Consider the following 22491-nt stretch of genomic DNA (forward strand, 5'->3'; position numbering starts at 1 on the left):
CAAAAGTAATGGCCATTGACGCCTGCGGACCTTATTGATTCACGGATCAATATCCATCATCTATCGTGCAACGCCGAAAGCCGATCCGGGCAACTGGGTCTTCAACGTGGCAACTCGTCGCAACAGGAATATTGCCGCCGTTGCGCTAGCCAATAAAACCGCTCGAACGATCTGAGCGTTGCTCATTCCATGATCGAGAGTACCCGCTCGCCGCAACGTCCGCCTACTGAGGCTTTTTGTGCGTCCTTATGCTGACGCTGCTCTTAGGCAGCGGCGGTTCAAAACGTGATCCGTGTACTGCCGGTCTGGAAAAACGGATTTATTCATATCCGACTAACTAGAATTGTGTTACTAGATCTTCCCAGATCTTCGCGCGCAGAGGTGAGGTGTTGTAGTCACCATTTGATCCACCATCATCATCTTGCAGTGCCATAATAGTAATTACCATGTTTTTCTCCGGCATAACGATGCAATATTGACCGAAGATACCCCATAGGTACGCACATTTATTAACGTCGTCGATCCAAGTTTGGTATCCATATCCTGCCTGTATCGGAGGAGAACCAGGAATGGAGTCATCGCTTGCAATATGACTTGTGGTCATATTTCTCACAAACGACTCGGAAATGATTCTCTTGCCTTTAAAAGTACCGCCATCCAATAGCATCTGTCCGAAACGGCTCATCTCATCGATATTTATTGCCATTCCATTGGCGGCCACCGTATGGCCTTTCGGGCATATCGTCCAGTCAGGATTGTGTATTTCCAATGGTTCAAACAGACGATATCGTAAATATTCAAGTAAGTTTTTACCAGCCTTCTTTTCGATTAGGCAGCCCAGTAAATAAGGATTAACATTGTTATACAAAAACTTTGTTCCCGGAGCATTGTCGAATTTGCCGGTCTTATAAAAATGTCGGATCCAGTCTCGAACATGTGCCCTTTCGTAGCTGTCACGAAAGAACATCGGTTCGCTCAAACCAGAAGTCATGGTCAGCATGTCTTTCACTGTAATGTTCAATGCATTGGGGTTGACCACGTCGAAGCTTTCTTCACGGAAACTATCGCTGATGCGTTCATCTAACGAAATCAAGCCTTCATCAATCGCAATACCGACTCCAACAGCGGTAAAAGTCTTCGATGTCGAATAGGATTCAAATCTTGGTTTGGCTGGAAACCTCGCCCAATCATCTATAACCTGCCCGTCTTTGCTAATCTGGGCATAGATAATATGGAAACTACCAGCGTCCATATCCCTCATAAACTTTTCAAATTGCAGTGACATACTTGCTTCCGTTGTCGATATTAAGAATATTTATCCCACTGGAACCTGCAATACAGAAAATGTCCGTTCAGTAGCGTATAAAAAATAACAGCTTAAACACACTATGCATCGGCACATCCGACTTGAGAGCGAGGCACCATTACTGCTATGAGTTGTATGACCTAAGGCTTGCGCATTCGACGGAAAGTTCGTGCTGATCGGACAATGGCCGCGCATACAAAGCGATGGTGCATAACACCTAAACTACACCGTCTGTATGTAATTCGGTGATAGCGTCATCACCATATCCCAACGAACGTAGTATCGCGTCAGTCTGTTGGCCCAACGCAGGAACGGCGTCCATGCGAGGCGTATAGGCGTTTGATGTTCCGGGCGGCAGCAAGGCGGGGATTTTCCCGACTGGAGTGTCAATATCTGTCCAGCGGTTACGTGCACGCAATTGGCCATGCTGCCACACTTGGTGCATGTCATTGACCCGTGCGTTGGCAATGTTTGCACTATCTAACCGTTCAATAACCTGGTCGCCCGTCAAGTCTTGCAGTGCCTTAACGATCAAGGTCTCCAATTCCTGCCTGTTGCGGCTGCGTGCAGATACGGACGCAAATCGCACATCGTCACGTAACTCTGGCTGAAGCAGCACACGATCGCAGAACAGGGCCCACTCACGCCCGTTCTGTATGCCTAGCATGACGGTCGTGCCATCTCCCGCAGCAAAGGGCCCGTAGGGCGCGATAGCGGCATGTGAAGCACCGCAGCGTTCCGGAGGAGCAGCGCCGTCAAAGGCGTAGTACATCGGAAAACCCATCCATTCGACCATACTTTCCAGCATGGATACATCGATATGGCTTCCCTCGCCAGTCTTTCCACGTTGTATAAGCGCTGCCAGGATGCTGGTATAGGCGTACATTCCAGCGGCAATATCGACAATTGAGCACCCCGCCTTCGCTGGCTGTTCAGGAGTACCTGTCACGGAAAGAAAGCCTGATTCGCTCTGTATTAAGAGGTCGTACGCCTTCTTGTCACGGTAGGGGCCATCCGCTCCGTAGCCAGAAATATCACATACAATCAAGCGAGGATGTTTCTGGTTCAGGACTTCATAAGACAATCCCAACCTGCTTGCCGCACCCGGGGCCAGGTTTTGAACGAAGACATCGGCTTCGGCCATGAGTCCCGCAAGAATATCCTTAGCGTCAGGGTGCTTCAAGTCAAGGGTCATGCTCTCTTTCGATCGATTGACCCAGACAAAATGCGACGCAAGCCCACGCACTCTTTCATCGTACGAACGTGCAAAGTCGCCGGTACCGGGACGTTCGACTTTGATTACACGAGCGCCAAGCTCGGCTAGTTGGCGTGTGCAGAAAGGAGCGGCGATTGCATGCTCCAAGGTAACTATAGTGATGCCATCTAGAGGCCGCATCGGAATGTTTCCACACAGTAATTAATAGTGTGTGCAGTTTAGGTAGCGAACACATGCTCCACAATCGCTAATTTTTTGAGGGCCCCTTTACTTTTATATGACCGATCGGCAATATGCCGCGATGGGAAAGTTGCTCTCTCCACCACAGGGGTATTGCGTTAATGCTATTTGATATGAATGATCTACGTTTATTCATTTACGTGGCAGAACTAAAAAGCCTGACACGCAGCGCTGAACGTATGCATTTGTCACTTGCAGCTGCCAGCAGTCGGATCAAGGGACTGGAAGCACGGTTTGGAATGCGTTTGCTGTATCGGGAAGCGAAGGGCGTCAAGTTGACCCCCGCAGGCGAAACTTTACTGCGACATGCGCTCGACATGATGCAGCAGTTCACCATGCTCAAGAGTGATATGCAGCAGTACAGTGACGAAATCAAAGGTCATGTACGCATCTTTGCAAATACGACAGCCGTGACTGAGTTCATGCCTGCCGCACTGGGCACATTCTTGCGCAGCCACCCGAACGTTAACGTCTCTTTGGAGGAGCGGCTCAACAATGAAATTGTCCGCGGTATACAAGATGGCGCAGCTGATATCGGCATCGTTGCAGGACCGGTTCAGGCACAAGGACTGGACATTATTAACTTCTCGACCGATCAGTTGATACTTGCCATAGCGGCGGACCATCCTCTATCAAACCACGAAACCGTTCTTTTTTCGGACACGCTACAGTATGCACATATCGGCTTGCACGAAGGTAGCACCTTGCAGCATTTTCTTGACCGTATCGTGTCGGAAAGTGGTCAACGGCTGAACTTGCGCATACAGGTACGCAGCTTTGAAGCCATGTGTCGAATGATCGAGTCGGATATTGGTATCGGCATTCTGCCAAAATCTGCAGCGCAACGACATAAGCGAGCCATGCGGATCGACCTTGTAGAGTTGGATGACCCATGGGCAGTGCGAGAGCGTAGTATCGTGGTTCGAAGTACGGGCACCGTGGCTCAATATATGCGTGATCTTATAGATTGCATTTGTGCGCTGCCAACATACTAAAGTGGTCGTCGTTATCCTCGGCTCCGATGCCTGGTTTAAGTCAGGCTGGTGCGGAAATCTTTTTTAGCCGAAGAGGCGCCCCTCGCTCATATTGCCATGGGCTATGGCCGTGGAAATCACCGGAATCTCCTTAAGCCATAGTGATACACAGGTGCGCTATCGCCCGAGCGAAGGAATCCACAGCGACATTGATGGAAACAGCAGAATAATGACAGAGGCAATGATCAGGACGCCAACGACATGCAGGATATGGGGGAAAGTATCCTCCATGCGGATGTTAATGATCTTGGTCGAGACGAACAGGTTGACCGCCAGCGGCGGTGTGGCGCCGCCAATTGCCAGCGCCAGCATCATCACCACGCCGAAGTGAATCGGGTCTATGCCGATTTGGCGCACTACCGGCATCAGGATGGGCGTGGCAATCACGATGATAGCGATGGTTTCCATGAACGTGCCCAGCACCAGCAGCAGCACCAGAAGCATGAAGGCCAGCAGAATAAAATTCGAGGTCAACGACAACATCCACGTAGCCACCTCCTGGGGTATTTGCTGTGTTGCCATCACCCAGCCGAAAGGAGTAGCGGCGGCGATAATGAACAGAATGACGGCGCTGTTCTTTGCCGAGCGCACCATGACCGCCGGCAACTGCCTCAGCGGCAGTTCTTTATAGACAAAAGTGGCCAGAATAAAGGCGTAGACTACGGCTACTACGCCCGACTCAGTAGGCGTGAAAATGCCCGATATGACGCCGCCCAGGATTATGACAGGCATGAACAGCGGCAGGATGCCTAATTTTACGGCATGGCCCTTCTCGTTCCAGTTGCTCCTGTAGTCATTTTTGGGATAGTTATATTTGCGCGAGGCCCAGACGGAATAGACCATAAGGGCAATGGTGGCAAACAGGCCGGGAATAATGCCAGCTAGAAACAGGTCACCGATGGATGCATTGGCGGCAACACCGTACACGACCATCGCGAGGCTTGGCGGAATGACTATGCCTAACGCCCCCGCCCCCGCGAATATTGACGCGGTAAATCCCTTGTTGTATCCCTTTTTGACCATTTCGGGCTCCATCAATGAACCGATCGCCGCCGTAGTGGCTACGCCAGAGCCTGAGATGGCACCGAAAAACGCGCACGCTGCAACGCCCGACACAGCCATCCCGCCGCGAATATGCCCGAAGAACGTATTGGCGACGGCCATGAGGCGCGGCGTCGTGCCGAAGGCCATCAAGTCGCCTGCCAGGATGAAAAATGGCAGGGCCAATAATGGAAAAGAGTCTATTCCACCCACCATGCGTTGGGCCACAATGCCTAAGGTCGGAAAATCGTTGAGTATCAAAAAGACAAAAGCGGTGATGGCAATGGCAAACCCAATGGGCAGCCCGATAATGATCGTAATGGCAAGTATGGCGAAGAATATTGCGTTCATTGTGATGCCTCTTCGGTCTCGCCAGACAGCCACTGAACGGAGTCAGTGATCAGATACAGCAGCATAAGAACACCGCCCACCGGCATGGCAAGGCTGACCAGGCCGTACGGAATACCCAACCCCGGCGTGATGTCTTGCATGAACGCGCGCGTGATAGGAACGCTGCTATACGATAGATAGGCGACAAACGCAAAAAGAATTATGTTTAACAATACATGGATAAAGGGCAGAAGGGACCGGGGCAGCAGGTTGATGAAATAATCAACTCGCATGTGGTCCCGCTCTTTGACGGCCAAGGCCGCGCCGAGGAAACAGAGCCATACCATTCCGTATTGCGAAAGCTCTGAGCCCCAGGGCAGGGAAACACCAAAAATGTAGCGCAGCACCACTTGGCCGAATACCACAAGCACCATGATAAGGAATACCGCGAACACAAGAAGCTCGACGAGTCGGGATAAAAATCTATTAAGCGCTAAGACCATGTTTACCTTCTAGCATCGTGTTCCCGATTAGTGCTTTGTTCAGTCGATAAGCTTCAGAAGCTCGTCGCCGTTCTTGGCCACGTAAAGCTGTCTCACGTTTTTGACGGCAGTCTGGAATGCCGTCTTGTCAACGTCGTTGACCTGCATGCCTTTGCTTTTGAGCTCTTCAATAATCTCGGCGTCCTCGTCGGCGATCTGTTTACGCACTGTGTCACGGTGCTTGAACGAAAGGTCTTTCAGCGCTTTCTGCTGTTCAGGGTTGAGCTTGTCCCACACACCAGGATTGATAATCAAGACCGATGTATTCCAGATATGACCTGACAAGGAAAGATACTTCTGGACTTCGTAGAACTTCGAACTCCAAATGATCGACAAGGGATTTTCCTGGCCGTCGACAGTGCCTTGTTGCAAAGCGGTAAACAATTCTGTAAAGGCCATGGGAATGGCGCTGGCACCCAGCTCATTGAACATCTGCAAACGAATTTCCGAGGCAGCGCTGCGGAATTTGATGCCTTGCATGTCTTCTGGTTTTACGATGGCTCGCTTGCTGTTGGTAAAGTGGCGGAAGCCGTTTTCCCAGTATGCAATAGTGTGTATGCCTTTACCGGCAAGAATCTCCGAAACCTTATTGCCGAAAGCTCCGTCCACAGCCTTGTAGGCCGCTTCGCGTGTGTCGAACAAGAACGGAACTTCCTCCACCGACAGTCGGCTGTCCAGGCCCTGGAACAACGAGATGCCTTGAATAAGCGCCATATCGAGGGCGCCGGTCTTGACTTGATTGATCTCGTCATTTTCGCTGCCCAGCGCGCCACCGGAAATGACATTTAGCGTGACCGACCCATTGGTTTGCGTTTTAAGATCGTTGGCCAATCCAACGAGGCCCAAATGTTCAGGATGAGTATCCGACAATACATGCGCTACGGTAAGCTTTACGGTCTTTGTGGGGGCAGCTGCTGTGTCTTTGGTTTTACCGGCACTATCGGCAGGCTTGCCGCCATCGGAACAGCCGACCGCGAATACCATCATGATAACGGGCAGAAATTTAGATAAATATTTGTTCACGGACTAGGCTCCTCGAATGTTCCGATTGATATTTTGCATGTGATGCGCGAAAAACAACTTATCCGTGCCCACTGTGAAATTGGTTGCGCCCAAGGCGGTCCAGCCTTCGATTGCGGCTCGGGCCCGGCCCAAGTCGAGATCGAAATTCGGGACAAACATGTGTACGTTTCGCTGTTTACAAAGTGCTATGGCGTTGCGCATGAAATCCGTCACCAGCGGGTGATCGAGCTGACCACCGACACCGAGAGACACCGATAGGTCGAAAGGCCCCACCATGATCCCGTTCACTCCCGGAGTATCGACGATGCTTTCGATGTTGGCTACGCCGTCCTGACCTTCGACCAGCAGCACAATAACCACATCTTTATTGGCTTTGGTAGCGTGTGTAGCCCAATCGGGGACGTAATGCTTGCCGGCCCGGATACATGGACAAGCACCGCGGGTGCCATCTGGATAATACCGAGCTGCGGCGACGGCCTTTGCCGCTTCCTGCGCATTGGTCACCTGCGGAACCACAACGCCTTGCGCTCCGATGTCTAGCGCCTTCAGGATCAGATGCTGTTCGTTCAGTGCGACACGGACCAACGGAGAAATGTCTGCCGCTTCAGCGGTGCGCACAAGGTTCTCTGCCGTTTCGAGACCGAAATAGCCATGCTCCGTGTCTATGATCGTATAGTCAAAGCCTGCGTAGCCGATGATCTCAAGGACTTCCGGACTCGCACTTTGGGACCAAGTGCCCAACATGAACTTCCCGGCATCAAGCTTTTCTTTAAGGGTCTGTCTAGACATGTCTTCCTCGAATTTGGCCAAAATAAGCCATGCTCCGCGGGCTCTTCTCGGAAAAAGGCGTAGTGACCTTTATCTCGGGGACCGTGGCGAAGCGGCAAGTGTGAGACAAACAAGGTCCGGCCACAATCGCTTTTTTTCTAAGGGGGCCTTCGATTGTTCCTGAGGTGTGTTTTCGTCTGCAGTGGACTGTTAAGCATGGCCGCCGAAAACACAGAAGGCCAATCCCGGAGAATTGGCCTTCTGTTGACTATACTGGTGCCGGTTAAAGGAGTTGAACCCTCGACCTTCGCATTACAAGTGCGCTGCTCTACCAACTGAGCTAAACCGGCGAAGGCGTCATTCTACTCCATTTTTCGGTTATTGTTTTTCTTTCTCCAATTTCTTGATTTCTACTAAGGCGTTGTCCATGCAAATACCTGTCAATCATTTCAAACGCGCTCTTGCCGCCGGCCAGCACCAACTGGGCTTGTGGGTCTCTCTCGCCAATGCCTATAGTGCGGAGGTGGTCGCGCGCTCAGGGTTTGATTGGCTTGTGTTCGACACGGAACATTCTCCTAACGACGTTGGATCTGTATTGGGTCAGCTGCAGGCGGCGGCGCCGTTTCCGGTGTCGCCTGTCGTGCGGCCCAGCTGGAATGACCCGGTACAGCAAAAGCGCTATCTGGATATCGGGGCGCAGACCTTGCTGATTCCCTACGTCCAGAATGAAGAGGAGGCGGCACAGGCCGTTGCTGGCATGCGTTATCCGCCGCGCGGCATGCGCGGGGTGGGCGGGACAATGCGGGCCAGCGCTTTTGGACGGCAGGCCGACTATGCGCATACATGCGAACAAGAGTTGTGTCTGCTGGTACAGGTCGAAACGCAGGAAGGCCTGGATAACCTCGAGAAAATTGCATCAGTGGATGGCGTCGACGGCGTATTCATCGGTCCCGCCGATTTGTCGGCCAGCCTAGGGCACCTTGGCAACGCCAAGCACCCCGAGGTCCAAAGCGCCATCGAAGACGCCATACGCCGCATACGGGCCTGCGGCAAGGCTCCCGGCATACTGACGTTCGATGAAGTCCAGGCGCGCCGCTACATGGAGCTGGGCAGCCTGTTCACGGCGGTGGGCATGGACTTGGCCATACTTGCGCGTGAGACAGAAAAACTGGCAGCCCGTTTCCGATAGGCCATGGCGATAGCTGCCGCCCGCAGGCGGTGGCTGCACGGCACTGAAAAAATAACGGATCAGCGATGAGCTGATCCGTTATTTGTTTACTTGACGATGGTCAGCCTGGGTGGCTTGGGCGGGTCGGTGTCATCGACGCCGTCTTTGTCGCCCGATGCGGATGCGGTGGCCGTTTCGCTGGCGGCCTTGAGCCCCTGGCGCTGGCCGTCGTCCGTATCGGTTCCGGGATAAGGCGTTGACTCGGCGACCTCGAAGCCCATGCCTGCGCCGGTTTCACGGGCGTAGATGGCCGACACCGCTGCCACCGGCACGAATATTTGTTCCGTGATCCCGCCAAAACGGGTCTGGAATTCGATATAGTCGTTGCCGAGTGTCAGGCGGTTGGTGGCCAGGCTACCAATATTGAGCGTGATCTGGCCATCGTGGATATGCGTCAGCGGCACTATGGTATTGGCGTCGACCGTGACGACAATATGAGGGGTGTAGCCGTTATCGGTACACCACTCGTGCAGCGCGCGTATCAGGTAGGGCTTGGTTGAGGATTCTTGCATGGCTGTTAGCGACGCATGACCTTCTCGGACGGCGTCAACGCTTCAATGTAGGCCGGGCGCGAAAAAATGCGTTCGGCATATTTCTGGATAGGTGCGGCGTTCTTGGGCAGTTCGATACCGTAGTGATCGAGGCGCCACAGCAGGGGGGCGACCGCCACATCCAGCATCGAGAATTCTTCACCCAGCATGTATTTGTTTTTTAACAGCATGGGCGCCAATTGCGCAAGCCTGTCGCGGATGTTCTGGCGCGCGAAATCTTGTGCCTTGGTGTCGGTGGAGCTGCGGTTTTCGAGTACCGACACATGCACGAACAACTCTTTTTCGAAGTTGTACAGGAACAGGCGGGTGCGCGCGCGCATGACGGGATCGGCCGGCATGAGCTGGGGATGCGGGAAACGCTCGTCGATGTACTCGTTGATGATGTTCGATTCGTACAGGATGAGATCGCGTTCGACCAGGATGGGGACTTGGCCGTAGGGGTTCATGACCGCAATGTCTTCGGGCTTGTTGTACAGGTCGATGTCGCGGATTTCAAAATCCATGCCTTTTTCGAATAGCACAAAGCGGCAGCGTTGGGAGAACGGGCAAGTCGTTCCAGAATAGAGCACCATCATGTCGCGGATTCCAATCGTAGAAATAAGAACAAGAGCCCACCGAGGTGAGACTCAAAAAAGGGAAATAGGCGTATCGGTCTCCGTTACGCCTATTTCTTGACCGGCAGCCTGGCTGCGGCAGGACTCTGCCGCTGCGGACTGCTTATTTGACGTCTTTCCAGAAGGCCGCGTTCAGGCGCCATGCAACGACCATGAACAGAGCCAGGAACAACAGTACCCAGGCACCCAGCTTCCGGCGTTCCATTTGCATGGGTTCGGCCATCCATCCGAGGAAGTTGCTGAGATCGGCGACGTTATTGTCGAATGCCGCAGAGGCACTGGCATTGGCTGGCGTCAGTATAGCCTTGTCCACCGGCGAACCATTGTAGTCCTTCAGCTCTTCTTTCTTGATGACGGAGAAGCCCTGGGCGTCGTAGTTGGCCGTGGTGCGTTCCCATGCTTTGGTGCCATCTTCGCGGTCAGCTTCATGGACGACAACGTGTTCAAGAGAACGCGGTCCTTCCAGTTGCCAAAGTACGTTGGGCATGCCGACACTTGGAAATACCAAGTTGTTCCAGCCGGATACCTTGGACGTGTCGCGGTAGAACGTGCGCAGGAACGTATACACGTAGTCGACGCCTGATGGACCCATGGTCGCCGACTTTGCGCGGGCAATGACGGACAGGTCGGGCGGCGCAACGCCAAACCACTTCTTGGCGTCTTCGGGCGTCATGGCGATATGCATGAGATCGCCTATCTTGTCGGTGGTGAACAGCAGGTTTTTCTTGATCTGCTCTTCAGTCAGGCCGATGTCGGTGAGCTTGTTATAGCGCATGGAGTTGGCGCTATGGCAGCCCATGCAGTAATTGACGAACAGCTTGGCGCCGTTTTGCAGCGCAGCCATGTCGTTGATGCGGTCAGGTGCCTGATCCAGCTTGTATCCACCGCCGGCGGCAAACGATACCGCGCAGGTCAGTGATAAAGCAATGGTCCCTATAAGCTTTTTGATCATGATCATTCCGTAACGTGTTGGTGGCCTTAGTGAGCGCGGAAAGTAATGCGGTCCGGCACGGGCTTGAATGTTCCGATTCGGCTCCAGAAGGGCATCAGGAAGAAGAAGCCCAGGTAGATTACGGTTCCGATTTGGCTCATCAAGTTGAAGGTCGGATTGGGTGCTTGCGTGCCCAAATAGCCCAACACCAGGAAGTTAACGATGAAAATGCCATAGAAGTACTTGTGCCAGGTAGGGCGGTAGCGGATCGACTTGACCGGTGAATGGTCGAGCCATGGCAGGAAAAACAGGATCACGACCGCGCCGCCCATGGCGACCACGCCCCAGAACTTGGCATCGATGAGGCGAAGCAGGATGGCTGTTACCAGCAGCAGGACCGGAATGGCCAGGCGCCAGATGCCTTTTTGCTTGCTGGTCACCAGCGTTGCCACGGCGCCAAGCAGGGCGGAGGCAGTCAGTACCCAGGTAAAGTCGGCCGTGGTGGCGCGCAGCATGGAGTAGAACGGTGTGAAGTACCAGACCGGTGCAATGTGCGGCGGCGTCTTCAGTGAATCGGCGGGAATGAAGTTGTTGTACTCAAGGAAGTACCCACCCATTTCCGGTGCGAAGAAGACGATGGCCGCAAAGATGATGAGGAAACCGGCCACGCCCATGATGTCGTGCACCGAGTAGTAGGGATGGAACGGAATGCCGTCGACGGGATGGCCATTGCGGTCTTTGGGACCCTGTTTGATTTCGACGCCGTCGGGGTTGTTCGAGCCTACTTCATGCAAGGCAATGATGTGGGCCACGACCAGGCCGATAATCACCAGCGGGATCGCAATGACATGGAAGGCGAAGAATCGGTTCAGCGTGGCATCGGAGACGACGTAGTCGCCGCGGATCCATACGGACAGCTCGGGACCGATGAACGGAATGGCCGAGAACAGGTTCACAATAACCTGTGCGCCCCAGTACGACATCTGGCCCCAAGGCAACAGATAGCCGAAGAAGGCTTCGCCCATGAGACAGAGGAAGATGGCTACGCCGAAGATCCAGACCAGTTCGCGAGGCTTGCGGTACGAACCGTAAAACAGGCCGCGCAGCATGTGCAGGTACACCACCACGAAGAACATGGAGGCACCCGTGGAGTGCATATAGCGGATCAGCCAGCCCCACGGCACTTCACGCATGATGTATTCGACCGATTCGAATGCAAGCTTTGCGTCGGGTTTGTAATTCATGACCAGGAAGATACCGGTCACGATTTGCAGGACCAGCACCAGCAGCGCCAGGGACCCAAAGAAATACCAGAAGTTGAAGTTCTTGGGTGCATAGTATTCGGACATATGCTCTTTGAACAGGGAGCTAAGCGGGAAGCGCCTATCTATCCAGCCCAAGAGTCCTGTCGTTTCGACGGTTTTATCGCCAGCCATGAAAACGGCTCCTTTTCTATCTTACGAAGCGTGTAACGGGTTCAGTGTCCGGGGCGCGTGTGCGCCCCGATCCCGGGCATCAGCCCTTGTTGTTTTCGTCGACACCAATGGTGATGGTGCTACCGTCGGCCGAGAACGTGTACGGCGGGACTTCGAGATTGTCGGGCGCGGGTTTGTTGGCGTAGACGCGTCCGGCGAGATCGAAGTAGGAGCCGTGGCAAGGGCAAAAATACCCGCCTGCCCAGTCGGAAGGCAAGCCTGGCTGTGCGCCGGTGGCAAACACCGGCGATGGCGAACACCCAAGGTGGGTGCAAATGCCGACGCAAACGAAAAGTTCAGGTTTGCGTGAGCGGTAATCGTTTTTTGCGTACTCCGGCGTGTAGCCGGGGCGATCGGAATCGGGATCGGCCAGTTCAGCTTCGTGCTTTTCGTTGACCAGGCCTTTGAGCTGGGCTTCGGTGCGGTGCATGATCCAGACAGGCTTGCCTCGCCATTCGACCGTACGCATTTCGCCGGGCGCGATGTCGGAGACAACGACCTCGACGGGCGCTCCGGCAGCGCGGGCTTTCTCCGACGGCGCGAAGGAGCTGACAAAAGGCACTGCCGTAGCAACGCCTGCCACACCGCCGACGGCACAGGCCGAAGCTACCCAGAAACGGCGCGATGGATCGGGCGGAAGGTTGGGATCAACCGCTGGGGAATCATCGAGCTGTGTCGTAATCTGACTCATTCTAGTATCCTTATTCATGCCCTTCCAGGGCATACCATTCACTGTTTTTAGCTGTGTACTATCGCATTAGCCGCGTATTATAGCGTTAGCCCGCTCCGGGGTGAAATTTTCCAAGGAAGAAGACATGAGTAAAGCACGCAGTTTCTTGCAAGAATTTCAAGAGTTCGCGGTCAAGGGCAACATGATCGATCTGGCGGTCGGTGTCATAATCGGCGCGGCATTCAGCAAAATCATCGATTCCCTGGTCAAGGATGTCATCATGCCGGTGGTTTCTTTCATACTTGGCGGCCAGGTGGATTTCGCAAATCAGTTCTGGGTGCTGCGTGCCCCCGAAGGCTACTCCGGTCCCCGAACCTACGAGGCACTGACCGAGGCCGGCGCGGTGATACTGTCGTGGGGCAACTTTCTTACCATTCTTATCAATTTCGTACTGCTGGCGTTTGTCGTGTTTTGCCTGGTCAAGGCCATCAATTCGGCACGCAAGCGCGTTATCCGCGAGGAAGCGGCCACCCCTGCCGCACCGGCTGCGACACCCGAAGACGTCCTGTTGCTGCGTGAAATTCGCGATTCCTTGAAGCGGTAAACGCAGGGCGAGAGCCGCCAGCCAGCACCTATATGGGGTTATCGACGTCGATGAATTCCACCTTGATGCCGAACTCCTGGGCAATGGCGGCACCCAACGCCTGGACGCCATAGCGTTCAGTGGCATGGTGACCGGCCCCGATGAAAGCGGTGCCGGTTTCCTGAGCCAAGTGAAAGCTGGGTTCGGACGCTTCGCCGGTCAGGTAGGCGTCCACGCCGGCTGTCACGGCGGCTTCAAACATGCTTTGTGCGCCGCCGGTGCACCACGCAATGCGTTCGATGCGTTGTTGCGTATTACCCACAAGCAGTGGACGTCGTTGTAAGCTATTGCAAATACCGTTACCCAATTCTTCCAGTGTCTTTGGCGGATCGCAGCGGCCCAGCCATACCAGTCCGTCAGGTCCGCAGGTCAGCGGCGCGCCTTCATGGTCCCGGTCCGGCGTTAGTCCCAGTACACGCGCAAGCTGGGCGTTATTGCCCAGGGAAACGTGCGCATCGAGCGGCAAATGGTAGGCGAATACATTGAGATCGTGGCGCAGCGCCAGCGCCAGCCGCTTGCGCTTCGGTCCTCGTATGCTTGGGTTTTCGTTCTTCCAGAACCAGCCGTGATGCACCAGGACGGCATCGGCGTTGCGGGCCACGGCGGCTTCCAACAATGCCTGCGAGGCGGTCACTCCGGTGATAATGTGACCGATCGAGGCTTTTCCTTCTACTTGCAGCCCGTTTGGGCAGTAGTCCTTGAAGCGTTGCACCTGTAAAGTGGTATCAAGCCAGTTGGCCAGCTGTTGCGTGGAAACCTGTTTCATTGCTCGTCTTTTTCCTTTTAGCCTTATGCGTCGATTGTGGTTGCTTTTTGCCCAAACCGTAACGGTATGCCTGGGTATTCTATTCATCGTGGCAACCTTGCGCCCCGATTGGCTGCACTCGTCGCCGCCGGTGCCCACGAAGGCATCGCCAGCCGTGGTGGCCGACGCGCCGCGCGGCCCTGAGGTCTCGTATGCCAGCGCCGTGGCCGTCGCCACGCCGGCTGTGGTCAATGTCTACACCAGCAAGCATATCAATGTACCAACGGTGCCGCTACCCGCCGACCCGGAACTGAGGCGCTACTTTCGCGACATGCCGGGCTTTATCCGGCGCAAAGAGGCCACTGCCCTGGGATCCGGCGTGGTCGTGCGCAGCGACGGCCACATCTTGACCAACTATCACGTCATCGAAGCCGCCGACACCATTCACATCGGCCTGAGCGATGGGCGGCATGCGTCGGCCGAATTGGTGGGCGCCGATCCGGAAAGCGACCTGGCGGTCCTGAAGATAGACCTGCCGAATCTGTCGGCCATCGCCTTCAACGGTGAACACCAGGTGCGGATCGGCGATGTCGTGCTGGCCATCGGCAATCCCTTCGGCGTGGGACAGACGACCACCATGGGCATCGTGTCGGCGTTGGGGCGCAACCGGCTGGGCATCAATATTTACGAAAACTTCATCCAGACCGATGCCGCCATCAATCCAGGCAATTCGGGCGGAGCGCTTATCGATACTACCGGGCGCCTGGTTGGCATCAATACGGCCATTTATTCGGAAACGGGTGGGTCGCTGGGCATCGGGTTCGCGATCCCCGCCCAGGCTGCACATATCATCATGGATCAGATCATTGAGACGGGCACCGTGACGCGCGGCTGGCTGGGTGTGGAACCCCAGGACATTACGCCGGACCTGGCCCAGGCGTTCGACCTGGATAGCGAATCGGGTGTGATCATCGCCGGCGTCCTCAGGAATGGTCCGGCCTGGCGTGCCGGCCTGAGGGTGGGCGATATCGTCCGGAAAATAAATGATCAGGAAGTCTACGATTCCATCGGCTTCCTGAACCAGATCGCGCCTTTGGCGCCACGCGAAAAGATCACGCTGCAGTTCATGCGCGATGGCAAGAAGCGTGAAACGACCGTGGAAGTCGGTTCACGCCCGCCGATCCGCAAGCCCTGAGCTGCGGATTACGCGAATACGGCTTATGGTTCGTTGCGGGTGGCGATTTCGTCGTCGCTGCTTGTTTCGTCGGGAGATGCTTCCCGTTTCTTGAGGGCACTGGCCACCAGGATTCCAAGTTCGTACAGCAGGCACAAGGGCACGGCCAGCATGAACTGGCTGAGTACGTCGGGAGGGGTCACGACCGCCGCAATGACGAACGCGCCGACGACCACATAGCCACGCGCCGCCCTGAGCTTCTGCACGGTGACCATGCCGCTTTTTACCAGCAAGACGACGGCAATGGGCACCTCGAACGTGACGCCGAAAGCCAGGAACATTGTCATGACGAAGCTGACGTAGGCTTCGATGTCTGGCGCGGGCGTAATGGACTGGGGCGCGAAGCCTGCAATGAAGTGGAATACCGTGCGGAACACCACGAAATAACAAAACGCCATGCCCAGTATGAAGAGCAGCGTGCTGGAGGCGATAAGGGGCAGGGCAAGCTGTTGTTCGTGCTTGTAAAGGCCCGGCGCCACAAAGGCCCAGGCCTGGTACAGCACGACAGGCAAGGCCAGCACGAACGCTGCCATCATGGTGACCTTGACGGGCACCATGAAAGGCGTAATCACACCCGTGGCGATCATGCGGGTGCCTTCCGGCAATGACGACAGCATGGGTTGCGCCAGCACGTCGTAAATGGCGGACGGCCCGGGATAGATGAACAGCACGATAAACACCAGGACGACCGCGACGACGGCCCGCAACAAGCGGGTACGCAGTTCGACCAGGTGTGAAATAAAGGTGTCTTGCGTGGAGGCGTCTTGGGTCACGTGCGCGTCTCCGGGGCAGGCGTATTGACTGGAGTTGGTTCTGCCTGACCGATGCCGGGCAAAGGCAGGGTGGCCGTATCGGCGGGGACGGCGTCCGGTGTGTCGATGTCGGCCTTGGTGTCCTTGACCAGGGCATCGACCGATGCCGAGGCGTCTTTCAGGGCTTGCTGTGCTTCGTCCAGCGGCTTGCGCAGGCTTTCGCTGGCGTCCTCCATGGACTGCTTGACCGACTTCGCGGCATCGTCCATTTGGCCTTTAAGGCTGGTTAATTCGTCAAGGTTGATTTCGCGCTGGATATCGGTTTTGACATCGGACACATAACGTTGTGCGCGGCCTACCAGGTGGCCGAGTGTACGGGCCACCTTAGGCAGACGCTCGGGTCCGATGACAATAAGCGCGATGACGCCGATAAGCAGCAATTCACTGAAGCTGACATCAAACATGGCTTATACGTCAGTTTTTTCTTTGGCGTGTACGTCGATGGTCTCGTCGTTTTTCATGCGCTGTTGTGTAACGGCGTCTGGCGTCTTGTCGTCTTTGACGTCGGCAACGCCTTTCTTGAACCCTTTGACGGCACCGCCAAGGTCTTCACCCATATTGCGCAGTTTTTTTGTGCCGAAAATAAGGGCAACAATAACGAGGACAATAAGCCAGTGCCAAATGCTGAAACTACCCATAATACGATCTCCGGTTATGCGGCGGGGGCCGCACGTTTATGCCAGGGGCGCTCGCCCCCTATGATATGAAAATGCAGGTGGGCAATTTCCTGCCCGCCGTCGGATCCTGTGTTCACCACCACCCTGAAGCCTCCCTCGGCGCCTGGCCTGCAGCCGTTTTCGGCGGCCAGCCTTGGCGCCAGGGCCATCATCTTGCCCAGCCATGGCGCATCGTCTGCCTGAACATCATGCATAGACACAATATGGCGTTTGGGTATAAGTAGCAAGTGTACGGGAGCCGCGGGATTTATGTCGTGAAAAGCGAAGAAATCCTCGTCTTCGTAGACCTTTTTCGACGGAATAGTGCCCTTTGCTATCTTGCAGAATAGACAGTTCTCGCTCATGAACGTTCTCTCAATAATAAATGTAGGTGGGCTCGGCGCAGGGTTGCCCCGAATAGGGGCTTCCGGTGCAGGGCTCCGGCCTAGGGGCGGCCTGCTTTTTCGACCAGGCCGGATATGCCTTCGCGCCGCGCCAATTCAGCCAGGACTTGTTCGGGTCTGAGGCCATAGTGGGCCAGCGCTACAAGGCAGTGGAACCACAGGTCGGCGGTCTCGCTGACGATGCGTTCGGGCGTGTTGTCCTTGGCCGCCATGACGAGCTCAGTGGCTTCTTCGCCGATTTTCTTCAGGAAGGAGTCGGGGCCGCGCGCCAGCAGCTTGGCGGTATAGGAGCTGGAAGGGTCGCCCCCATTTTGGGGCAGGCGCGATTCCAGCGTATCGGCCAGGCGGGCCAGGATGGTTGCGGTGTCGGATTGGGTCATTGGTAGATGAGGTCAGGGTCTTTCAGGACCGGATCGGTGATGGTCCAGACGGCATTATCGGTATCGCCGTCAAGGCGTCGGAAAAAGCAGCTTTCCCGTCCAGTATGGCAGGCAATGCCGCCCTCTTGCTTGACCTTTAGCAAGAGAACGTCGCCGTCGCAATCAAGTCGCAGCTCGCGCACTTGTTGCACGTGGCCGGATTCTTCGCCTTTGCGCCACAGGCGCTGGCGAGAGCGCGACCAATATACGGCGCGGCCCGTCGCGAACGTTTCTGCCAGCGATTCGGCGTTCATCCAGGCCACCATCAAGATGGTGCCGGTGTCGGCGTCCTGGGCAATGGCGGGAATCAGGCCCTGGTCGTCAAAGGTGACGGCGGCCAGCCACGAGGATTTTTCTGTCATTGCGTCAACCGTACCTTGATGCCTTGCGCAGCCATGTATTCCTTGGCCTGCTGCACGGTGTACTCGCCATAGTGGAAGATGCTGGCGGCCAGGACGGCACTAGCCCGCCCCGTGGAGACGCCTTCGGCCAGATGCTGCAGGTTGCCCACCCCGCCCGAGGCGATGACGGGTACAGGCACTGCATCCGATACGGCACGGGTAAGTTCCAGGTCGAAGCCCGACTTCGTGCCATCGCGGTCCATGCTGGTCAGCAGCAGTTCACCGGCGCCATAGTCGGCCATCTTGCGCGCCCATTCCAGTGCATCGATGCCGGTGGCCTTGCGCCCGCCATGTGTGAAGATCTCCCACTTGGGCGGCTCGTCGGCGCCCGATACACGGCGCGCATCGATGGCAACCACGATGCATTGCGACCCGTGATAATCGGCGGCGGCCCGTATGAGTTCCGGGTTGGCGATGGCGGCGCTGTTGATGGAGACCTTGTCGGCGCCGGCATTGAGCAGGCGCTGGATGTCGGAAACCTGCCGCACGCCGCCACCCACGGTCAGCGGAATGAAGACCTGGCGGGCGACCGATTCGATAATGGGCAGGATCAGGTCGCGCGCATCGCTGGTGGCAGTGATGTCCAGGAAGGTGAGTTCGTCGGCGCCCTGCTCGTTGTAGCGCTGCGCAATTTCCACCGGATCGCCGGCATCGACCAGGTCGACGAAGTTGATACCCTTGACGACCCGGCCTGCCGTGACGTCCAGGCAAGGAATGATACGGCGGGTCAGTTCCGTATCGATCGCTGCAACAGGAGTAGCCTGGGTCATGCTGTACCGAGCTCGTCGGCCATTTCCTGCGCCGCGGCGAAGTCGAGTGTGCCTTCATAAAGGCTGCGGCCCAGGATGGCGCCTTGCACGCCTTCCTCTTCAACGGCACAGAGCGCTTCGATGTCGCGCAGGTCGGTGACACCGCCCGATGCAATGATGGGAATGCGTACGTGCTGGGCCAGCTTGACGGTGGCTTCGATATTGACGCCGGACAGCATGCCGTCGCGGCCGATATCGGTGTAGATAATGGCTTCGCAGCCGTAGTCTTCGAACTTGCGGGCAAGGTCGAGCACGTCGTGGCGGGTCAGCTTGCTCCAGCCATCGGTCGCGACCTTGCCGTCGCGGGCATCCAGGCCGACGATAATATTGCCAGGGAAAGCACTGCACGCGTCGTGCAGGAATCCGGGGTCTTTCACGGCAGCCGTCCCAATGATGACGTAGGTGATGCCGGCGTCGAGGTAGCGTTCGATGGTGTCCAGGTCGCGAATGCCGCCCCCTATCTGTACCGGTATATCGCCACCGACGGCAGCGATGATGGATTTGATGGCGGATTGGTTCTTGGGCTTGCCGGCCACGGCGCCGTTCAGGTCAACCAAATGCAGGCGACGGGCGCCCTGGTCTATCCACTGGGTGGCGATGGCGGAAGGGTCTTCGGAGAAAATTGTTGCGTCGTCCAGGTCACCTTGGCGAAGGCGAACACAACGCCCGTCTTGCAGGTCGATGGCGGGGATGAGTAGCATGGTGGGTAGCCGATAAAAACAAAGATTGTGAAAAAAGGCGGGGTGTCGACCGTTATGGCCGCCAGTCGACGAAATTCCGGTACAAGCGCAAGCCGTGCTCGGCGCTTTTCTCCGGATGGAACTGTACGGCAAAAATGTTAGCCGCTGCGACGGCGCACGTAAAGCCAATACCGTAGTGGCTAACCCCTACGGTGAGTGCCGGATCTTCGGGCTCGACGTAGTAGCTGTGGACGAAATAGAAATGGCTGTTGTCGGGTATGCCGGCCCACAGGGCGTGGTCTTTGACGTGTTGCACACGGTTCCAGCCCATATGCGGCACTTTTAGCAGCTCTTGCTCTTGATCTGGCTGCGCGCCGACGGAGTACTGGGGGCCGGCAAAGCGTTTCACCTGCCCGGGGAAGACGTCCAGGCATGGTACGCTGCCCTCTTCGCTTCGGGTAAAAAGCATTTGTTCGCCGACGCACACGCCCAGCAAGGGCTTGCTGCGCGCCGCACGTACGATGGCCTCGCGCAGCCCCGATTCGTTAAGTGTGCGCATGCAGTCGGGCATAGCGCCCTGGCCGGGGAAAACCACACGCGAGGCCTGGTCGATGTCGCGTGCCTGATTGCAGATGCGGATGTCGGCATCCGGTGCCGCGGCCTGCAGCGCGCGGGCGACCGAGTGGAAATTGCCCATGCCGTAGTCAACGATGGCGATAGTGTTCACGGATAGCAGCCGTTCAAGGGGAGTTAAAGGACGCCTTTGGTCGAGGGCACCACGCCGGCATTGCGCGGATCGAATTCAGTGGCCATGCGCAGGGCGCGGCCGAAAGCCTTGAATACGGTTTCGCATTGGTGATGCGAGTTTTCGCCGCGCAGGTTGTCGATATGCATGGTGACCAGCGCGTGGTTGACGAAGCCCTGGAAAAACTCACGCGCCAGGTCGACATCGAAGCGGCCGATATGCGAACGGGTGAAGGGGATGTGGTAGTAAAGGCCCGGGCGTCCGGAGAAGTCGATGACGACCCGCGACAGCGCTTCGTCCAGCGGCACGTAGGAATGGCCATAGCGGCGCAGGCCCGCCTTGTCGCCCACTGCGGCCGCAAAAGCCTGGCCCAGCGTGATGCCGACATCTTCCACCGTGTGGTGGTCATCGATATGGGTATCGCCATCGCAGTGGATGTCCAGGTCGATCAGGCCATGGCGCGCAATCTGGTCCAGCATGTGGTCCAGGAAAGGCACGCCGGTATTGATGGTCTGGCGGCCGGTGCCGTCAAGATTGATGGTGACGCGCACGCGCGTTTCGTTGGTGTTGCGGGTAATGTCGGCAGTACGCATGTTCAGGACTTGGATTCAGTAGAGTTGAGGCGGTATTCGGCGCTGGCGGCATGGGCTTGCAGCCCTTCGCCGTAGGCCAGCGTTGCGGCGACCCGCCCCAGTGTTTGAGCGCCCGCCTGTGATACATGGATCAGGCTGGAACGCTTCTGGAAGTCGTACACGCCCAGCGGTGAGGAAAACCGGGCGGTACGCGAGGTAGGCAATACGTGATTGGGTCCGGCGCAGTAGTCGCCCAAGGCTTCGGAGCTGTAGCGGCCCAGGAAGATGGCCCCGGCATGGCGGATTTTTTCCGCCCATGTGTCGGGATTTTCGGTGGAAATTTCCAGGTGCTCCGGAGCGATGTCATTGGCAATGGCACAGGCCTCGTCCAGGCTCTGTACCAGTATCAGCGCGCCACGGTTGGCCAGGCTGCTGCGTATGATGTCGGCCCGCGGCATGGACGGCAACAGCCGTGTGATGGCTGCCTCGACCTCGTCGAGATAGCCGGCGTCGGGGCAAAGCAGGATGGACTGGGCCAATTCGTCGTGTTCGGCCTGCGAAAACAGGTCCATGGCGATCCAGTCAGCGGGCGTGGTGCCGTCGCAGATGATCAGGATTTCGCTGGGGCCGGCGATCATGTCGATGCCGACCGTGCCGAATACCCGCCGTTTTGCGGCGGCGACGTAGGCATTGCCCGGACCCACGATTTTATCGACCGGCGAGAGCGTTTGCGTACCGTAGGCCAGCGCGCCCACGGCCTGGGCTCCGCCTATGCCCCATACGCGGTCCACGCCGCCGATGGCTGCAGCGGCCAATACCATGGGATTGCGTATGCCGTCGGGCGTGGGCGTCACCATGATCACTTCGGGCACGCCCGCCACTTTGGCGGGTATGGCGTTCATGAGGACAGACGAAGGATAGGCTGCCTTGCCGCCGGGCACGTATAGGCCCACGCGGTCCAGGGGAGTGATCTTCTGGCCCAGCACCGTGCCGTCGGCTTCGGTGTAGGTCCAGGTTTCCGCCCGCTGGTGGGCATGGTAGGTGCGCACGCGTTCGGCCGCGGTCTCGAGCGCCTTGCGCTGGTCGGTCGGCAAGGCGTCGAGCGCGGCCAGCCATTCGCCGCGTTCGATCTCCAGGGCAGCAACCGAAGGTGCCGATACGCGGTCGAAGCGTTTCGTGTAGTCCAGCACGGCCTGGTCGCCCTGTTCCTGGACATGGCGCAGGATATCGGCCGTGGCGCGCTCGATGGACTCGTCTTGCGAGGCATCGAAGGCGAGCAGCGCACGCAGCGTGCGCGCGAAGTTATCGGACAGGGTGCTTAAACGGGTAATCAGCATGGTTGGCGCAGAGGAATACGGTGGTAATGATGAGTGTATACCGTAACGCGCAGGCAACGTGGCAG

At 56.6% G+C, this 22491-nt stretch carries 27 protein-coding genes, 1 tRNA gene and 1 pseudogene; 5 read left to right on the top strand and 24 right to left on the bottom strand.

The genetic code is table 11. From position 1 onward, the window contains the following. Positions 1–22: 22 nt before the first annotated feature. A pseudogene (locus CR159_RS21820) lies at positions 23–175 on the top strand (IS110 family transposase); the annotation flags it as partial. Positions 176–337: 162 nt separating this feature from the next. Here the strand turns inward: CR159_RS21820 and CR159_RS09415 are convergent. Continuing rightward, a complete protein-coding gene (locus CR159_RS09415; protein WP_102073755.1) occupies positions 338–1285 on the bottom strand; it encodes a serine hydrolase domain-containing protein in 948 nt (315 codons plus the stop codon). A 238-nt stretch (positions 1286–1523) separates the two neighbouring features. Then, positions 1524–2702 carry a CaiB/BaiF CoA transferase family protein gene (locus tag CR159_RS09420; RefSeq protein WP_102073756.1) on the bottom strand — a complete coding sequence of 393 codons (1179 nt, stop codon included), beginning with the start codon at positions 2700–2702 and terminating at the stop codon, positions 1524–1526. 161 nt (positions 2703–2863) lie between these two features. Between CR159_RS09420 and CR159_RS09425 the strand changes: the two genes are divergently transcribed. Beyond that, positions 2864–3757: a LysR family transcriptional regulator gene (locus CR159_RS09425; protein ID WP_102073757.1), complete on the top strand. Its 894-nt coding sequence runs from the start codon at positions 2864–2866 to the stop codon at positions 3755–3757. A 156-nt stretch (positions 3758–3913) separates the two neighbouring features. Here CR159_RS09425 and CR159_RS09430 read toward each other — a convergent pair whose 3' ends face one another. The 5 genes from CR159_RS09430 to CR159_RS09450 form a co-directional block, all read right to left on the bottom strand. Continuing rightward, complete coding sequence (locus tag CR159_RS09430) at positions 3914–5188, bottom strand: TRAP transporter large permease (RefSeq protein ID WP_102073758.1); 1275 nt, start codon at positions 5186–5188, stop codon at positions 3914–3916. After that, positions 5185–5670 carry a TRAP transporter small permease gene (locus tag CR159_RS09435; RefSeq protein WP_102073759.1) on the bottom strand — a complete coding sequence of 162 codons (486 nt, stop codon included), beginning with the start codon at positions 5668–5670 and terminating at the stop codon, positions 5185–5187. The genes CR159_RS09430 and CR159_RS09435 overlap by 4 nt, the downstream gene beginning before the upstream one ends. Positions 5671–5709: 39 nt before the next feature. Next, positions 5710–6732, bottom strand: a complete 1023-nt coding sequence (locus CR159_RS09440) for a DctP family TRAP transporter solute-binding subunit (RefSeq protein WP_102073760.1) — start codon at positions 6730–6732, stop codon at positions 5710–5712. Positions 6733–6735: 3 nt separating this feature from the next. Further along, positions 6736–7521: an HpcH/HpaI aldolase family protein gene (locus CR159_RS09445; RefSeq protein WP_143705455.1), complete on the bottom strand. Its 786-nt coding sequence runs from the start codon at positions 7519–7521 to the stop codon at positions 6736–6738. Between the two features lie 253 nt (positions 7522–7774). After that, a tRNA-Thr gene (locus CR159_RS09450) sits at positions 7775–7850 on the bottom strand. Positions 7851–7927: 77 nt separating this feature from the next. On the opposite strand from CR159_RS09450, the gene hpaI reads away from it, so the two are divergent. Continuing rightward, the gene (gene hpaI / locus CR159_RS09455; RefSeq protein ID WP_102073762.1) at positions 7928–8689 is read left to right on the top strand and encodes a 4-hydroxy-2-oxoheptanedioate aldolase; all 762 of its coding nucleotides are present in this window, start codon (positions 7928–7930) and stop codon (positions 8687–8689) included. Between the two features lie 86 nt (positions 8690–8775). On the opposite strand, the gene CR159_RS09460 is transcribed toward hpaI, so the two are convergent. The 5 genes from CR159_RS09460 to petA form a co-directional block, all read right to left on the bottom strand. Further along, on the bottom strand, positions 8776–9240 hold the full coding sequence (locus CR159_RS09460; RefSeq protein ID WP_102073763.1) for a ClpXP protease specificity-enhancing factor: 465 nt from the start codon (positions 9238–9240) through the stop codon (positions 8776–8778). Positions 9241–9245: 5 nt separating this feature from the next. Further along, positions 9246–9854, bottom strand: a complete 609-nt coding sequence (locus CR159_RS09465; protein ID WP_102073764.1) for a glutathione S-transferase N-terminal domain-containing protein — start codon at positions 9852–9854, stop codon at positions 9246–9248. Between the two features lie 142 nt (positions 9855–9996). After that, entirely contained in the window at positions 9997–10851 is an 855-nt protein-coding gene (locus tag CR159_RS09470) for a cytochrome c1 (RefSeq protein WP_199173278.1), read from the bottom strand. 20 nt (positions 10852–10871) lie between these two features. Further along, positions 10872–12260 carry a cytochrome b gene (locus CR159_RS09475; RefSeq protein WP_102073766.1) on the bottom strand — a complete coding sequence of 463 codons (1389 nt, stop codon included), beginning with the start codon at positions 12258–12260 and terminating at the stop codon, positions 10872–10874. 79 nt (positions 12261–12339) lie between these two features. Beyond that, positions 12340–12990 (bottom strand): ubiquinol-cytochrome c reductase iron-sulfur subunit, encoded by a 651-nt coding sequence (gene petA, locus CR159_RS09480; protein WP_102073767.1) that lies wholly within the window; start codon positions 12988–12990, stop codon positions 12340–12342. A 124-nt stretch (positions 12991–13114) separates the two neighbouring features. Between petA and mscL the strand changes: the two genes are divergently transcribed. Beyond that, on the top strand, positions 13115–13573 hold the full coding sequence (gene mscL, locus CR159_RS09485) for a large conductance mechanosensitive channel protein MscL (RefSeq protein ID WP_102073768.1): 459 nt from the start codon (positions 13115–13117) through the stop codon (positions 13571–13573). Between the two features lie 28 nt (positions 13574–13601). Here the strand turns inward: mscL and CR159_RS09490 are convergent, their stop codons facing one another. Continuing rightward, positions 13602–14378 (bottom strand): Nif3-like dinuclear metal center hexameric protein, encoded by a 777-nt coding sequence (locus tag CR159_RS09490; RefSeq protein WP_102073769.1) that lies wholly within the window; start codon positions 14376–14378, stop codon positions 13602–13604. Positions 14379–14403: 25 nt separating this feature from the next. Between CR159_RS09490 and CR159_RS09495 the strand changes: the two genes are divergently transcribed. Next, complete coding sequence (locus CR159_RS09495) at positions 14404–15552, top strand: S1C family serine protease (RefSeq protein ID WP_102073770.1); 1149 nt, start codon at positions 14404–14406, stop codon at positions 15550–15552. A 23-nt stretch (positions 15553–15575) separates the two neighbouring features. On the opposite strand, the gene tatC is transcribed toward CR159_RS09495, so the two are convergent. The 11 genes from tatC to hisD form a co-directional block, all read right to left on the bottom strand. Beyond that, the gene (gene tatC, locus CR159_RS09500; RefSeq protein WP_102073771.1) at positions 15576–16364 is read right to left on the bottom strand and encodes a twin-arginine translocase subunit TatC; all 789 of its coding nucleotides are present in this window, start codon (positions 16362–16364) and stop codon (positions 15576–15578) included. Further along, complete coding sequence (gene tatB, locus CR159_RS09505) at positions 16361–16807, bottom strand: Sec-independent protein translocase protein TatB (protein ID WP_102073772.1); 447 nt, start codon at positions 16805–16807, stop codon at positions 16361–16363. The genes tatC and tatB overlap by 4 nt, the downstream gene beginning before the upstream one ends. 3 nt (positions 16808–16810) lie before the next feature. After that, entirely contained in the window at positions 16811–17041 is a 231-nt protein-coding gene (gene tatA / locus CR159_RS09510) for a Sec-independent protein translocase subunit TatA (RefSeq protein WP_102073773.1), read from the bottom strand. Between the two features lie 14 nt (positions 17042–17055). After that, on the bottom strand, positions 17056–17424 hold the full coding sequence (locus CR159_RS09515) for a histidine triad nucleotide-binding protein (RefSeq protein WP_102073774.1): 369 nt from the start codon (positions 17422–17424) through the stop codon (positions 17056–17058). A gap of 80 nt (positions 17425–17504) precedes the next feature. Next, the gene (locus CR159_RS09520; RefSeq protein WP_102073775.1) at positions 17505–17843 is read right to left on the bottom strand and encodes a phosphoribosyl-ATP diphosphatase; all 339 of its coding nucleotides are present in this window, start codon (positions 17841–17843) and stop codon (positions 17505–17507) included. After that, entirely contained in the window at positions 17840–18244 is a 405-nt protein-coding gene (hisI, locus tag CR159_RS09525) for a phosphoribosyl-AMP cyclohydrolase (protein WP_102073776.1), read from the bottom strand. The genes CR159_RS09520 and hisI overlap by 4 nt, the downstream gene beginning before the upstream one ends. Further along, complete coding sequence (gene hisF, locus CR159_RS09530; protein WP_102073777.1) at positions 18241–19053, bottom strand: imidazole glycerol phosphate synthase subunit HisF; 813 nt, start codon at positions 19051–19053, stop codon at positions 18241–18243. Before hisF ends, hisI begins: the two co-directional genes overlap by 4 nt. After that, positions 19050–19793: a 1-(5-phosphoribosyl)-5-[(5-phosphoribosylamino)methylideneamino]imidazole-4-carboxamide isomerase gene (gene hisA / locus CR159_RS09535; RefSeq protein WP_102073778.1), complete on the bottom strand. Its 744-nt coding sequence runs from the start codon at positions 19791–19793 to the stop codon at positions 19050–19052. The genes hisF and hisA overlap by 4 nt, the downstream gene beginning before the upstream one ends. Positions 19794–19845: 52 nt before the next feature. After that, positions 19846–20499 (bottom strand): imidazole glycerol phosphate synthase subunit HisH, encoded by a 654-nt coding sequence (gene hisH / locus CR159_RS09540; protein WP_102073779.1) that lies wholly within the window; start codon positions 20497–20499, stop codon positions 19846–19848. A 23-nt stretch (positions 20500–20522) separates the two neighbouring features. Then, positions 20523–21110, bottom strand: coding sequence for an imidazoleglycerol-phosphate dehydratase HisB (hisB, locus tag CR159_RS09545; protein WP_102073780.1), 588 nt, complete (start codon positions 21108–21110; stop codon positions 20523–20525). A 2-nt stretch (positions 21111–21112) separates the two neighbouring features. After that, positions 21113–22426, bottom strand: coding sequence for a histidinol dehydrogenase (hisD, locus tag CR159_RS09550; RefSeq protein ID WP_102073781.1), 1314 nt, complete (start codon positions 22424–22426; stop codon positions 21113–21115). Between the last annotated feature and the right edge of the window lie 65 nt (positions 22427–22491).

The organism is Pollutimonas subterranea (assembly GCF_002849655.1).
In the GTDB taxonomy this organism is placed as follows: domain Bacteria; phylum Pseudomonadota; class Gammaproteobacteria; order Burkholderiales; family Burkholderiaceae_B; genus Pollutimonas; species Pollutimonas subterranea.

Excerpts from the sequence above, each read along its gene's own strand:
- CR159_RS09490 (WP_102073769.1), bottom strand. The coding sequence starts at position 14,378 with ATGAAACAGGTTTCCACGCAACAGCTGGCCAACTGGCTTGATACCACT.
- CR159_RS09425 (WP_102073757.1), top strand. The coding sequence starts at position 2,864 with ATGCTATTTGATATGAATGATCTACGTTTATTCATTTACGTGGCAGAA.
- hpaI (WP_102073762.1), top strand. The coding sequence starts at position 7,928 with ATGCAAATACCTGTCAATCATTTCAAACGCGCTCTTGCCGCCGGCCAG.
- CR159_RS09515 (WP_102073774.1), bottom strand. The coding sequence starts at position 17,424 with ATGAGCGAGAACTGTCTATTCTGCAAGATAGCAAAGGGCACTATTCCG.
- hisI (WP_102073776.1), bottom strand. The coding sequence starts at position 18,244 with ATGACAGAAAAATCCTCGTGGCTGGCCGCCGTCACCTTTGACGACCAG.
- hisD (WP_102073781.1), bottom strand. The coding sequence starts at position 22,426 with ATGCTGATTACCCGTTTAAGCACCCTGTCCGATAACTTCGCGCGCACG.
- hisB (WP_102073780.1), bottom strand. The coding sequence starts at position 21,110 with ATGCGTACTGCCGACATTACCCGCAACACCAACGAAACGCGCGTGCGC.
- CR159_RS09420 (WP_102073756.1), bottom strand. The coding sequence starts at position 2,702 with ATGCGGCCTCTAGATGGCATCACTATAGTTACCTTGGAGCATGCAATC.
- CR159_RS09445 (WP_143705455.1), bottom strand. The coding sequence starts at position 7,521 with ATGTCTAGACAGACCCTTAAAGAAAAGCTTGATGCCGGGAAGTTCATG.
- hisA (WP_102073778.1), bottom strand. The coding sequence starts at position 19,793 with ATGCTACTCATCCCCGCCATCGACCTGCAAGACGGGCGTTGTGTTCGC.
- CR159_RS09415 (WP_102073755.1), bottom strand. The coding sequence starts at position 1,285 with ATGTCACTGCAATTTGAAAAGTTTATGAGGGATATGGACGCTGGTAGT.
- CR159_RS09495 (WP_102073770.1), top strand. The coding sequence starts at position 14,404 with ATGCGTCGATTGTGGTTGCTTTTTGCCCAAACCGTAACGGTATGCCTG.
- tatA (WP_102073773.1), bottom strand. The coding sequence starts at position 17,041 with ATGGGTAGTTTCAGCATTTGGCACTGGCTTATTGTCCTCGTTATTGTT.
- CR159_RS09475 (WP_102073766.1), bottom strand. The coding sequence starts at position 12,260 with ATGGCTGGCGATAAAACCGTCGAAACGACAGGACTCTTGGGCTGGATA.
- tatB (WP_102073772.1), bottom strand. The coding sequence starts at position 16,807 with ATGTTTGATGTCAGCTTCAGTGAATTGCTGCTTATCGGCGTCATCGCG.
- petA (WP_102073767.1), bottom strand. The coding sequence starts at position 12,990 with ATGAGTCAGATTACGACACAGCTCGATGATTCCCCAGCGGTTGATCCC.
- CR159_RS09470 (WP_199173278.1), bottom strand. The coding sequence starts at position 10,851 with ATGATCATGATCAAAAAGCTTATAGGGACCATTGCTTTATCACTGACC.
- hisF (WP_102073777.1), bottom strand. The coding sequence starts at position 19,053 with ATGACCCAGGCTACTCCTGTTGCAGCGATCGATACGGAACTGACCCGC.
- CR159_RS09460 (WP_102073763.1), bottom strand. The coding sequence starts at position 9,240 with ATGCAAGAATCCTCAACCAAGCCCTACCTGATACGCGCGCTGCACGAG.
- mscL (WP_102073768.1), top strand. The coding sequence starts at position 13,115 with ATGAGTAAAGCACGCAGTTTCTTGCAAGAATTTCAAGAGTTCGCGGTC.
- CR159_RS09465 (WP_102073764.1), bottom strand. The coding sequence starts at position 9,854 with ATGATGGTGCTCTATTCTGGAACGACTTGCCCGTTCTCCCAACGCTGC.
- CR159_RS09435 (WP_102073759.1), bottom strand. The coding sequence starts at position 5,670 with ATGGTCTTAGCGCTTAATAGATTTTTATCCCGACTCGTCGAGCTTCTT.
- CR159_RS09520 (WP_102073775.1), bottom strand. The coding sequence starts at position 17,843 with ATGACCCAATCCGACACCGCAACCATCCTGGCCCGCCTGGCCGATACG.
- CR159_RS09430 (WP_102073758.1), bottom strand. The coding sequence starts at position 5,188 with ATGAACGCAATATTCTTCGCCATACTTGCCATTACGATCATTATCGGG.